Annotated in this window: 15 protein-coding genes; 11 read left to right on the top strand and 4 right to left on the bottom strand. The window is 41.7% G+C overall.

Annotated elements, in window-relative coordinates:
* Positions 1-4: 4 nt before the first annotated feature.
* Positions 5-154 (bottom strand): hypothetical protein, encoded by a 150-nt coding sequence (locus tag BA79_RS19540; protein WP_164071257.1) that lies wholly within the window; start codon positions 152-154, stop codon positions 5-7.
* 192 nt (positions 155-346) lie between these two features.
* Between BA79_RS19540 and BA79_RS06585 the strand changes: the two genes are divergently transcribed.
* Positions 347-529, top strand: coding sequence for a hypothetical protein (locus BA79_RS06585; protein ID WP_008342761.1), 183 nt, complete (start codon positions 347-349; stop codon positions 527-529).
* A 233-nt stretch (positions 530-762) separates the two neighbouring features.
* On the opposite strand, the gene BA79_RS06580 is transcribed toward BA79_RS06585, so the two are convergent.
* Positions 763-1,407 carry a serine/threonine protein kinase gene (locus BA79_RS06580; RefSeq protein ID WP_035701731.1) on the bottom strand — a complete coding sequence of 215 codons (645 nt, stop codon included), beginning with the start codon at positions 1,405-1,407 and terminating at the stop codon, positions 763-765.
* 232 nt (positions 1,408-1,639) lie between these two features.
* On the opposite strand from BA79_RS06580, the gene BA79_RS06575 reads away from it, so the two are divergent.
* The 7 genes from BA79_RS06575 to yajC all read left to right on the top strand — a co-directional run bounded on the left by BA79_RS06575 (position 1,640) and on the right by yajC (position 6,662).
* Positions 1,640-2,146, top strand: a complete 507-nt coding sequence (locus BA79_RS06575) for a BofC C-terminal domain-containing protein (protein WP_411238095.1) — start codon at positions 1,640-1,642, stop codon at positions 2,144-2,146.
* Between the two features lie 147 nt (positions 2,147-2,293).
* On the top strand, positions 2,294-2,899 hold the full coding sequence (ruvA, locus tag BA79_RS06570) for a Holliday junction branch migration protein RuvA (RefSeq protein WP_017358123.1): 606 nt from the start codon (positions 2,294-2,296) through the stop codon (positions 2,897-2,899).
* A gap of 11 nt (positions 2,900-2,910) precedes the next feature.
* Complete coding sequence (gene ruvB / locus BA79_RS06565; protein WP_007501501.1) at positions 2,911-3,915, top strand: Holliday junction branch migration DNA helicase RuvB; 1,005 nt, start codon at positions 2,911-2,913, stop codon at positions 3,913-3,915.
* On the top strand, positions 3,908-4,108 hold the full coding sequence (locus tag BA79_RS06560; RefSeq protein WP_008342752.1) for a DUF2905 domain-containing protein: 201 nt from the start codon (positions 3,908-3,910) through the stop codon (positions 4,106-4,108). The genes ruvB and BA79_RS06560 overlap by 8 nt, the downstream gene beginning before the upstream one ends.
* 34 nt (positions 4,109-4,142) lie before the next feature.
* Positions 4,143-5,171 (top strand): tRNA preQ1(34) S-adenosylmethionine ribosyltransferase-isomerase QueA, encoded by a 1,029-nt coding sequence (queA, locus tag BA79_RS06555; RefSeq protein WP_035701724.1) that lies wholly within the window; start codon positions 4,143-4,145, stop codon positions 5,169-5,171.
* 31 nt (positions 5,172-5,202) lie between these two features.
* On the top strand, positions 5,203-6,348 hold the full coding sequence (gene tgt / locus BA79_RS06550) for a tRNA guanosine(34) transglycosylase Tgt (protein WP_017358121.1): 1,146 nt from the start codon (positions 5,203-5,205) through the stop codon (positions 6,346-6,348).
* A 47-nt stretch (positions 6,349-6,395) separates the two neighbouring features.
* Entirely contained in the window at positions 6,396-6,662 is a 267-nt protein-coding gene (gene yajC / locus BA79_RS06545; protein WP_003216659.1) for a preprotein translocase subunit YajC, read from the top strand.
* Positions 6,663-6,711: 49 nt separating this feature from the next.
* Here the strand turns inward: yajC and BA79_RS06540 are convergent, their stop codons facing one another.
* Positions 6,712-7,089 carry a TIGR04086 family membrane protein gene (locus BA79_RS06540; protein ID WP_007501492.1) on the bottom strand — a complete coding sequence of 126 codons (378 nt, stop codon included), beginning with the start codon at positions 7,087-7,089 and terminating at the stop codon, positions 6,712-6,714.
* A gap of 165 nt (positions 7,090-7,254) precedes the next feature.
* On the opposite strand from BA79_RS06540, the gene BA79_RS06535 reads away from it, so the two are divergent.
* A complete protein-coding gene (locus BA79_RS06535) occupies positions 7,255-7,917 on the top strand; it encodes a DUF421 domain-containing protein (RefSeq protein ID WP_017358120.1) in 663 nt (220 codons plus the stop codon).
* Position 7,918: 1 nt separating this feature from the next.
* Here BA79_RS06535 and spoVB read toward each other — a convergent pair whose 3' ends face one another.
* Positions 7,919-9,469, bottom strand: coding sequence for a stage V sporulation protein B (gene spoVB, locus BA79_RS06530; RefSeq protein ID WP_008342741.1), 1,551 nt, complete (start codon positions 9,467-9,469; stop codon positions 7,919-7,921).
* 116 nt (positions 9,470-9,585) lie between these two features.
* Between spoVB and BA79_RS06525 the strand changes: the two genes are divergently transcribed.
* Both BA79_RS06525 and secDF read left to right on the top strand, forming a co-directional pair.
* Positions 9,586-9,882 (top strand): post-transcriptional regulator, encoded by a 297-nt coding sequence (locus tag BA79_RS06525; protein ID WP_003216788.1) that lies wholly within the window; start codon positions 9,586-9,588, stop codon positions 9,880-9,882.
* Positions 9,883-9,923: 41 nt separating this feature from the next.
* Positions 9,924-12,152 carry a protein translocase subunit SecDF gene (secDF, locus tag BA79_RS06520; protein ID WP_035701720.1) on the top strand — a complete coding sequence of 743 codons (2,229 nt, stop codon included), beginning with the start codon at positions 9,924-9,926 and terminating at the stop codon, positions 12,150-12,152.
* Positions 12,153-12,316 lie beyond the last annotated feature (164 nt).

The following is a 12,316-nucleotide window of genomic DNA, read 5'->3' as shown; positions in this document are numbered from 1 at the left end:
GGTTTTATAAAACGGCTGAAATGGCTTTTCTCACGAGGTGGAAAAATGCTTTTACTGCAATCGCCATCGTTTCAATACTTGGGATGAGGGCATCTGTTAAATGAAATAGAACTGTTTGTCTCTCTGGAGATGTTCGTTTTTTCTTTTGTTTCATAAAGACAGCCTCCTTTTCATTCAATATACTTCTTTTGAAGAGTATATAGATAGATATGTTGTGCGAATTTAAACAAAATTTAAACTTCTTGTGTTTAGAAGGAAAGAAGCAGGGGAAACGGATTGAATAGAGAATGAATGAAAAGAGCTGACCGATTCGGTTAGTGAACAAGACAGAGTGGAAGGTGATCTTATGATGAAAGTATTTAAGGTAACATTTCATATGAACAATGGGGAAGTGCTCGATTTCGAGCTGAAACGTCCAGCTACCTATGATGTGTATAAAAAAATTGAGGAAGCCAATCATTGGTTTAAGCTGAATAATGAAATCATTAACCTATTAAATGTGAATAGTATCCATGTAGAAACAGAATAAAACTAAAAGCCGCTCAAAGAGAGCGGCTTTCAGCGTGTAGACAAACCCTCGCATTCGGTGTCAGTCCTGCGTGCCGGTGCTCACGAATGTCAAATTCGTTCCGCGCCGGTACTCGTCCTTCCTAGGGCTGCAAAGGTTTTCTATCACGCTGAAAAGAAGACAAAGGGCTAAAATAAAGTTCATTTTAGCCCTTTGTCAACAATCTGAAAGCCGCTCTTTTCGAGCGGCTTTCATTATGCAGTAAAATCATTTCGGTTGTTCAGCTGACCTCGAGACAGCCAGTTTTTCTTATACAAATAGGCAATCACTTCAAGCCACAGACGCGGCGCTTTTTTCGGGAAAAAAGGTTTTTGATAATAGGCGTATGCAGCTTTTAAATCATCCCATTGATGACATGTTTTCGTTTGCGTGAAGCGGGCGACGTCAATGACCCTGACGCGGCCATCCTTTGTTAAAATTAAATTTCGCAGATGAATATCAGAAGGATTTAAACCTTTCGCGCGTGCTTCTTCCAGCGCATCATCTACTTGTTCAATCATTTGTTTTTTGATCGGAATTCCTTTTGTCAGGCATTCATAGAAAGTATAACCTTTAATATATTCCATTAAAATATACTGATCCCCAGACTCGTAAATCTCAGGATAATATGAGGAGCCGGAAAGTTTTTCGTAAATTGCAGCCTCTTTGCGGGCGATGTTTCGATAAGAAGGAAAAAAGACTTTTAACGCCATTTTTTTGTCGTCTTTTTTGTATGAAAATACATAGGCACTTCTTCCTTTGCCGCACAGCTCAAGCTCAGCCGGTTTAAAGACGAGCTTATTAAAACGCTTTTCTTCTTGATACTGAATCGATTCGGCTAATCTTTTGACATCTGACATTGACTTCACCTTCTTTGGTTTCAGTTTATGCGGCTGAAAAACGAATGATGAAAAAACCATGTGATTCGGTAGAGCAATGGATTGTATAAAACATAACATTTACGCACGAAGGATACAACGAAAGACTCTCAATATGTGTCAAGACATCGATTTGGTTAATGTGGAGCAAAATGGGTCAAACTACATATGTCATGCATCGATCTTATGTTCTAAAGAGGTGTAAATAGTGAAAATGAAAATAAAGTATTTCGTTACAGGGCTTATCATGACAAGTGTACTCTTTTTCGCTGTTGATATGGAAGCAGCAGAACACTTGCAAAAAGAGTCAAAAACCATCAACGTTCAGCTTGAAAAGGTCTATCTAGACGGCGATGTAAGTATTGAAAGACAGCGGGCATCATTAGAAGACAAAGACACATTTTGGGCCCAGTATAAGGGCTGGACATTGGTAGAACAGCGAGAAGATTTTGCCCTTTTTAGAAAGCAAATTGACGATATATCGCCTTTAAGTAAAGCAAATGGATATATCGGATTATCAGAAGACGGCGTGATTTCTACGTTTCATGGAAGGCCTGACGGGTGGGCGGAGCCTATTCATCTCTTTTTTCAAATTGATACGTCCCGCTTGGAAAGTCATGTAGAGCAACAGCTCGCACAAGGCATTCCGTTTCGAACAAAAGATGAATTTGAGCATGTGCTTGAAGTCATGAAACCTTACCGAAATGAACAATCGTTTTAATCGTATGACAGCTTGCTGGTGTGAAGACCGCAAGCTCTTTTTCATGGGTTGACGATGAAAAAAGGCTGAGCGAACGTATGTTAACTTTTATTACGGTTTTCTCTTCGATTTATGTTACAATGGAGAACAGTCAAAGAGGTGAAAACGGTGATAGAGTTTGTAAAAGGGACCATTGATTATGTGTGCCCGCAATATGTTGTCATTGAAAACGGCGGAGTGGGATATCAAGTCTATACCCCAAATCCGTTTATCTATCGAGTAACAAAACAAGAAACGATTTATACGTATCATTACATAAAGGAAGACGCTTTTTCGTTATATGGATTCCAAACACGAGAAGAAAAAGCGTTGTTCACAAAACTGTTAAATGTCACAGGGATTGGACCGAAGGGTGCGCTTGCGATTCTTGCTTCCGGTGACCCTGGCGCTGTCATTTCAGCGATCGAACGAGAGGATGAAGCTTTCCTCATTAAATTCCCGGGTGTTGGCAAAAAAACAGCACGACAGATCATTCTAGATCTGAAAGGGAAGCTCGCAGATGTGGTGCCTGAAATGATAGGAAACTTATTTAACCACGAGGATCATATCCAGATTGAAACGCAGCAAAGCGCTTTAGATGAAGCGGTTGAAGCCTTAAGTGTCCTTGGGTATGGTGATCGTGAAATCAAAAAGGTTCTTCCTTTATTAAAAGAAGAGAAGAATCTTACAACCGATCAATATGTGAAAAAAGCTTTACAAAAAATGTTGAAATAGGGTGATGTCTCATGGATGAACGGCTCGTCTCAACTGAAGCAGACAACCATGAATCAGCCATTGAGCAAAGTCTGCGTCCACAGACGCTTAGTCAATATATTGGCCAGCAGAAAGTAAAGGATAATCTCAGCGTATTTATTGAAGCTGCCCGAATGAGGCAGGAAACACTGGATCACGTCCTTTTATATGGGCCGCCGGGACTTGGGAAAACAACGCTTGCGTCGATCATTGCCAATGAAATGAATGTTCAGCTGCGTACAACGTCTGGACCAGCGATTGAACGCCCTGGCGATTTGGCGGCGATCTTAACATCTCTTGAACCTGGCGATGTTCTGTTTATTGATGAAATTCATCGCTTGCAGCGTTCAATAGAGGAAGTGCTATATCCAGCGATGGAGGACTTTTGTCTAGATATCGTGATTGGAAAAGGAGATACAGCACGCTCTGTGCGGCTTGATTTACCGCCATTTACGCTTGTAGGTGCTACAACCCGTGTTGGGCTTTTAACAGCGCCGCTTCGTGATAGGTTTGGGGTTCATGCAAGATTGGAATACTATGAGCAAAGAGATTTGGCTCACATTGTAGCAAGAACAGCCGAGCTGTTTGAGATTGGGATCGACATTCGTTCAGCTGAAGAGATTGCAAGAAGATCTAGAGGCACACCGAGGGTCGCCAATCGTCTGCTCAGAAGAGTGAGAGATTTTGCGCAGGTGCTTGGAAATCATGCGATCACACAAGACATTGCAGAAGATGCTCTTGAGCGTCTGCAAGTTGACAGACTCGGACTTGATCATATCGATCATAAACTGCTTTTAAGTATGATTGAAAAATTTAGAGGCGGTCCTGTTGGACTTGATACGATCTCAGCGACAATTGGAGAAGAATCACATACGATTGAAGATGTGTACGAACCGTATTTACTGCAAATTGGTTTTCTGCAAAGAACACCAAGAGGGCGGGTCGTCACAAGAGAAGCGTATGAACATTTTCATATGGAGGTTCCGATTCGTGACTGAATTCCCTAAAATGTTGATGATTTTAGGTGGTGTCCTTTTTGCCGCTGGTTTAGTGTTTCAATTGGTTGGGAAACTTCCAGGCGATATTTTCGTGAAAAAAGGGAACGTAACGTTCTTTTTTCCTGTGATTACATGCATTGTCATTAGCATCGTCCTAACCATTTTACTCAATGTCTTCGGACGGATGAAATAACGTTAACTAGTTAACTACAGAATAGGTGAAGGAAATGAAGTTAGAACTATTTGATTTTGATTTACCAGAAAGATTGATTGCACAAGTGCCGCTTGAAAAACGAGATGCATCAAGACTGATGGTCTTAAATAAACAAACAGGTGGCATCACACATGATACATTCTCGCAAATCACAGATTACTTTCAAAAGGGTGATTGTCTCGTTTTAAACAATACACGTGTATTGCCTGCACGTCTATTTGGAACGAAAGAGGATACGGGTGCTAAAGTGGAGCTGCTTCTTTTGAAACAAGAAGAAGGAGACAAATGGGAAACGCTCGTGAAACCAGCAAAACGTGTGAAAAACGGAACAGTCATTACATTTGGTGATGGACGATTAAAAGCGGTATGTACAGAAGAACTGGAACATGGCGGAAGAAAAGTTGAGTTTCAGTATACAGGCATTTTTTATGAAGTACTTGAATCTTTAGGTGAAATGCCGCTGCCTCCTTACATTAAAGAGCAGCTTGACGATCGTGAGCGTTATCAAACCGTCTATTCCAAAGAAGTTGGTTCCGCTGCTGCGCCTACTGCCGGTCTTCACTTTACAAATGAACTGCTGGATGCACTGAAAGCAAAAGGAGTGCATATTGCGTTTATTACGCTCCATGTAGGGCTTGGCACATTTCGACCGGTCAGTGCTGAACGCATTGAAGAACATGAAATGCACGCAGAGTTTTACGAAATGAATGAAGAAACGGCAGAAGAACTTAATCGCGTGCGCAAAGAAGGCGGACGGATTATTTCAGTCGGAACAACTTCGACAAGAACGCTTGAAACCATTGCAAGTACTTATGATGGTGAATTCAAAGCGTCAAGCGGCTGGACGTCGATTTTTATTTACCCAGGCTATACATTTAAGGCAATTGATGGCATGATCACGAATTTCCACTTGCCGAAATCGTCTTTAATTATGCTTGTCAGTGCATTAGCTGGACGAGAACACGTCCTAAAAGCGTACAATGAGGCTGTAAAAGAGGAATATCGATTCTTCAGTTTTGGCGATGCCATGCTGATTCAATAACATCATACAACAAAGACAGGAGGGCTCATTTTTGTCGCAATTACCGATACGTTATGAGTTCATTAAATCATGCAAACAAACAGGTGCACGTCTTGGACGCGTTCATACACCGCACGGCTCCTTTGAAACACCTGTATTTATGCCAGTTGGTACACTGGCTACAGTGAAAACAATGGCGCCTGAAGAGTTAAAAGCAATGGAAGCAGGCATCATTTTAAGCAATACGTATCATCTATGGCTGCGCCCGGGGCATGACATTGTCAAAGAAGCAGGCGGCCTGCACAAATTTATGAACTGGGATCGAGCGATTCTAACAGATTCAGGCGGTTTCCAAGTGTTTTCTTTAAGTGAATTTAGAAAAATTGAAGAAGAAGGCGTTCACTTCCGTAATCACTTAAATGGAGATAAGTTGTTCCTTTCTCCTGAAAAAGCGATGGAGATTCAAAATGCGCTCGGCTCAGATATTATGATGGCATTTGACGAATGCCCTCCGTATCCAGCAGAGTACGATTATATGAAACGTTCTGTAGAGCGGACAAGCAGATGGGCAGAGCGCTGCTTAACAGCGCACCAGCGTCCAGAGGATCAAGGGCTGTTTGGCATTGTACAGGGCGGAGAATACGAAGAGCTTCGTAAACAAAGTGCAAAAGACCTTGTTTCACTTGATTTCCCAGGATACGCCATTGGAGGTTTATCTGTTGGTGAACCAAAAGATGTGATGAACCGTGTGCTGGAGTTTACAACGCCATTTTTACCGGCAGACAAGCCAAGGTACTTAATGGGTGTCGGCTCGCCAGATTCATTAATTGACGGTGCGATTCGAGGTGTCGATATGTTTGACTGTGTACTGCCTACGCGAATTGCAAGAAACGGTACGCTGATGACAAGTGAAGGACGCCTTGTTGTGAAAAATGCTAAATATGAGCGTGATTTCAGACCAATCGATGAAAACTGTGACTGCTACACATGTAAAAACTACACACGTGCTTATATTAGACATTTAATCCGTACAAATGAGACGTTCGGAATTCGATTAACAACTTATCATAATCTTCATTTTCTGTTAAAATTAATGGAGCAAGTGAGAGAAGCTATCCGTGAGGATCGTTTAGGTGATTTTAGAGAAGAGTTTTTTGAGCGTTATGGCTTTAACAAACCGAATGCGAAAAACTTTTAACGCATAAACGAAAAGCTTTACAATGCTTTAGAAAGGGGTGAGATAGAATGGATGGTGGTATGGGTTCAATCATTATGATTGTTGTCATGTTTGCTGTGCTTTACTTCTTGTTAATCCGTCCACAGCAAAAGCAACAAAAAGCTGTGCGTCAGATGCAGCAATCTTTATCAAAAGGCGATAAAATCGTCACAATCGGTGGTTTACACGGTGAAATCGACTACATTGATGAATCAAAAGTGGTCATCAAAACAAGCGAAAACAACCGTTTAACTTTCGACCGACGTGCTATTAGAGAATTAGCTGACAAAGGCTAATCCTCCAATACATAGCGATAAAAAAAGAGCGATATCATTCGCTCTTTTTTTATTTGCCCCGAAGATTAACGCCAATCATTCCCCCTAGCATACAAATTCCCAAAAAGGCTGCATGATAGATGAATTGTTCTGGTGAAAAGGTTTCTCCAAACCCTAAATATTGAAATAAAAAAACAGTGAGTGAAAAGATAAAAGAGGTCATGGCGCCAATGAGCCAGCCTCGTTCCTTTGCTTTCCCTCCAGAAATCATTCCTCCTAGAAAAAGTGCCGCAAAGGACAAGATCATGATCATCCATTTAAACGATGATTCCTGCATACTTGTGAAGGTAAGCATCAGTGATACAAGTAAGCTTGTCACAATCATCACGACAAAAATAGCAATTAAGCCAGATAAAATGCCTTTTCCTATTTGTTTCGTTTCCTGCATGTGATTCGTCTCCTCTCCAATTGACCGAAGCTTGTCTTTTACTAAAATGTATTCACGGAGAAGAAAAAATAGACATGTTTCTCGTGATAAAAACCGAGGCTTTCTTTTCTACATAAATAAAGTGTTTTGACACAAGCTATGGTGGAGAAGGAGGGGGTGCATCATATGCAGGACATCTTAATTATCTCCATGAGAACGATCATTTTATATTTTCTCATTTGGTTTATCTTTCGTTTAATGGGCAAAAGGGAGATTGGGGAACTGAGTATTTTAGATCTTGTTATTTTTATGATGATCGCTGAAATTGCGGTGCTCGCCATAGAAGAAGTAGAGGATCACATGTTACATACAGTATGGCCGATCCTGCTGTTAACCTTCATTCAAATCACCCTTGCCTATTTGTCACTAAAATTCCAAGGTGTCCGTCGTTTTCTCGACGGTAAGCCGGCCCTGCTCATCATCAACGGTAAAATAGATGAGGGTGCGATGAGAAAACAGCGATACAATTTTGATGATTTGCTGATTCAATTAAGAGAAAATAACATCGATAGTATCCAGGATGTCTCATATGCCATCTTAGAGCCTTCAGGAAAGCTCGCCGTTGTTGAAAAAGAAAACAAGCGCAAACATGCAGCGCTTGAGCTCCCGCTTATTGCAGACGGTGTGGTTCAGCATGATCATCTCAAGCAGATCAACCATGATGAACAGTGGCTGATAAAGGAGCTTGCCAAAAGAGGCTATCATGACATCGAGCAGATCTCCTACTGTAGCTTTAATCAGAAGGATTTTTATATTGATTTGAAAGATGAAGTGATCAAGAAAGAATGAGCTACAGCAGCTTCCCAATAAAGGGGATGCGGCGTAGCTCTTCTCGTTTCACTAGCCCAAGACAAATTAATAGAATGACATACAGCACGCACGTCAAAACGATCATCATGACAAGCTCCAAAGGGGCGGAAAAGAGTCCGCTCGCTTGATGTTTCATCCATAAGCTGACCGCCCCAGTGCCGATGATCACAAGGACGCAAAGTCCATATTCTTTTAATGGTAAATGAATAGGCAGCACTTTACCGACAGTTGCCGCATGGAGCAACGTGACAAGAACGATGCCGATGAGTATCGCAAGCGCTGCGCCCATAATGCCAAAGCTTGGCTGTGAAGCAAGAACAAAGATCATGCCTGTTTTCACAACAGCTCCTATCAAACTGTTGGTCATCGCTGCCCCCGCTAAATTTAATGCTTGAAGGACAGCCTGCAGTGGCCCTTGAAAGTAATAGAGCAAAAAGAAGGGGGCCATGAATTTTACATAGACGGCGGCATGAGATGAACCATACATGAAGAGGGTTAAATTTTCTGCATACACAAAAAGGATAATACATGAAATGCCCCCGCTTAATAAACAAAGGCGCATCGCCTGCTTGAGCCGGTATTCGACCGTTTTGCGTTTGTTCTGTTCCATCCCCTCACTAATCGCTGGAACTAGTGCGGTGGAGAGAGAATACGTGATAAAACTAGGAAGTGTCAAAAGGGTGAGCGCAAGTCCTGTCAATTCTCCGTACTGCCTTGTTGCTTCCACAGCTGCATAACCGGCAATCGCAAGGCTTTGCGCGACGACAATCGGTTCTAAAAACCAAGAGATATTGCCGATGAAACGGCTGCCTGTCGTTGGCAGGGCAATACTCATGAGCTGCTTAAACGTGTCCTTCCCATCATGAATTGCCTTGAAAAAACGTTTTCGGATACGGATGGTCTTTTTATAACGAAAGGCAATCAGTAAGTAAGCAAGTGAAATCATTTCCCCGATGACAGATGAAATCATGGCGCCTGCTGCTGCGTATTCAATTCCATAAGGCAGGAACGCTGTTGTACATACTGCTACGAGTGAAATTCTTGCGACCTGTTCTAGTACTTGCGACATCGCAAGCGGGCTCATTTGCTGTCTTCCTTGGAAATAGCCCCTTAACACACTAGAGATCGCAATAACGGGTACGACTGGTGTAATGGCAAGCAGAGGATAGACCGTTCTAGGATCTGTCAGCATATTTTCCGCCATAATAGGGGCAAACCATAAAAAGAGCGGCGTGAAAATCAGGCTGAGTGTTCCTGTTATTGCAAGGGACATCACTAGAATGCGTTTTGTTTTCTGTTTGTCACCACGGGCTTCTGCTTCTGCGACTAGCTTACTAATCGCAACAGGAAGTCCGAATTGTGTCAGCGTCACGGCGAGAAAAAAGGTAGGCGCTGCCATCATATAAAGCCCTACGCCTTCTTCACCAATGAACCTTGCAATCACAATTCGATTGACAAAACCCAATATTCTTGTAATAAAACCTGCTAAAATTAAAATAATGGTCCCTTTTAAAAACGTTTGCTTCGTCAAATCACAGATCACCTGCCTTCTCAAACGACATAGAATCATATACAATAAGATATGCGTGTATATCGTCCAAGCATGACAAGTCTCTCGATAAAAAACTGAAAAGGGGGAGCCTCACATTGACACAACATCCGGCTGCTATATACAAAGACCATTTAAAGCCTTTTCTGTTCAGTAAGCTTGAAGAATTCATCGTTTTGGGCTATAAAGATGTAGATTTAGAGGAATTATGGTCATACTTAGAGAATAAGAAGTGGAAGAAAAAACAAGAGTATCCGATTCATGAAATGGTTGCAGATATTTTATCTGTGAAAATTGGCGAATTTATGAACTATGCAACCGTTCAGTCGTTTAAAACGTCTGCTTTTTTGGACAGTGAAGATGGCAAGAATATGCTGGACGAACTGTTGAAATAAGCCATCTAAATGGATTCAGGTGTTTAAGGAGGAAATACATAATGAAAAAAGGGCGCATACTTGCGTTTTTCTTAGTGGTTCTGTTAATCGGAACTGGTGTGGGCTTATTAACGAAGCCCGTTGCGAAAGATATGACGCTAGGGCTGGACTTACAGGGTGGATTTGAAGTTCTGTATGATGTACACCCAGTGAAAAAAGAAGACAAGATCACAAATGGTGTTCTCGTCAGTACAGTAGAGGCTTTAAACCGAAGAGCCAACGTGCTTGGGGTCAGTGAGCCGAACATTTCGATTGAAGGAAACAACCGTATCCGCGTACAGCTTGCGGGCGTAAAAGATCAAAACAGAGCACGGGAGATTCTATCGACTGAAGCACAGCTTTCCTTCAGAGATACGAATGACAAAGAGCTTCTAAACGGATCTGATCTTGTTGAAAATGGTGCAAAACAAACATTCAATCAAACGAATGAGCCGATCGTGACAGTCAAACTAAAGGATGCGAAAAAGTTTGGTGACGTGACAAAAAAAGTAGCGGCGATGGCACCAAACAATCAGCTTGTCATTTGGCTTGATTATCATAAGGGAGATTCCTTCAAAAAAGAAGTCTCTAAATCAAATCATAAGTATGTATCTGCGCCGAATGTAAACCAAGAAATTAACAGCAGTGACGTACAAATCGAAGGAAACTTTACAGTTCAAGAGGCAAAAGACCTTGCGAGCATTTTAAATGCCGGTGCATTGCCAGTAAAATTAACCGAAAAATATTCAACATCTGTGAGTGCACAGTTTGGTGAGCAAGCACTAAACGAAACAGTCTTCGCAGGAATTGTAGGAATCGCATTTATCTTCTTATTCATGCTGTTTTATTACCGATTACCAGGTCTTGTTGCTGTCATTACACTGTCAGCTTATATTTTTATCACACTGCAAGTCTTTGACTGGATGGGCGCCGTCATGACACTGCCTGGAATCGCTGCATTGATTCTTGGGGTAGGGATGGCTGTCGATGCCAACATTATTACGTATGAGCGGATTAAAGAAGAGCTCAAGCTCGGTAAATCTGTCCGTTCTGCTTTCAGATCGGGTAACCGCAGATCATTTGCCACGATCTTTGATGCAAACTTAACAAGTATTATTGCCGGCGGGGTTCTATTCTTCTTTGGAACAAGCTCTGTCAAAGGGTTTGCAACCATGCTTATCCTATCGATTTTGACAAGCTTTATCACGGCTGTCTTCCTATCAAGATTCCTTCTTGGATTACTTGTAGAAAGCCGTTATTTCGACCGCAGAAAAGGCTGGTTTGGTGTTCGTCAGAAAGACATCATCGATATTCATGAAACAACAGAAAATACTGAACCGAAAACACCATTTGATAAATGGGATTTTGTCAGCAAACGTAAAGGCTTTATGATTTTCTCAGCAGCCGTTACCATTGCTGGAATCATTGTGCTGTCGATCTTCAAGCTCAATGCAGGTATTGACTTTGCAAGTGGTACTAGAGTTGATATTCAAAGTGACCATAAACTGTCAACAGAACAGGTGGAGCAAGATTTTAAAAAGCTAGACCTTGAGACAGACAGTGTTGTGTTATCGGGGCAAAAAGAAAATCAAGCAGCAGCTCGATTTGTCGGTGTTCCGAATAAAGAAAAAATCGCTGAAGTGAAAGATTACTTCAAAGATAAATACGGAACGGAGCCTAACGTAAGTACAGTGTCTCCGACAGTCGGAAAAGAGCTGGCACGTAATGCATTATACGCTATCATCATAGCTTCAATCGGGATTATCTTATATGTATCTATCCGATTTGAGTATAAAATGGCGATTGCAGCGATTGCCTCTCTGCTATACGACGCATTCTTTATCGTTGCCTTCTTTAGCATTACGCGTTTAGAGGTGGATGTCACCTTCATTGCAGCGATACTCACGGTCATTGGGTACTCGATCAATGACACGATTGTCACCTTCGACAGGGTGCGTGAGCAAATGAAGAAACGCAAACCGAAAACGATCGAAGATTTATCGTACATTGTGAATTTAAGTTTACAGCAAACCTTTACGCGTTCTGTGAACACTGTACTCACTGTACTTGTAGTGGTGATTGCACTTCTCATTTTCGGTTCAGCATCTATTACAAACTTCTCCATCGCCTTACTTGTCGGCCTATTAACAGGGGTGTATTCATCCCTTTACATTGCGGCACAAATTTGGCTGATATGGAAAGGCCGTGAGCTGAAAAAGCCGGCTAAAATAGATACAGAACAAGATATTTAAACAAGAAAGACTGCCACCTTGGCAGTCTTTTTTTCATGCATCATACTTGTCATCGTCACAACAATAAGATGATATGTAAAAACATTTCGGGTTTCATTGATCTTGAAATGGTCTTTTGCTATAATGACATACGTTTAGATCAGTATAGAAAGCAAGTGTCCGTT

This window comes from Bacillus altitudinis 41KF2b (assembly GCF_000691145.1).
GTDB classification, from domain to species: Bacteria; Bacillota; Bacilli; order Bacillales; family Bacillaceae; genus Bacillus; species Bacillus altitudinis.
Note: the sequence above shows the minus strand (reverse complement) of the source record. Positions and strands in the feature narration are given on the sequence as shown.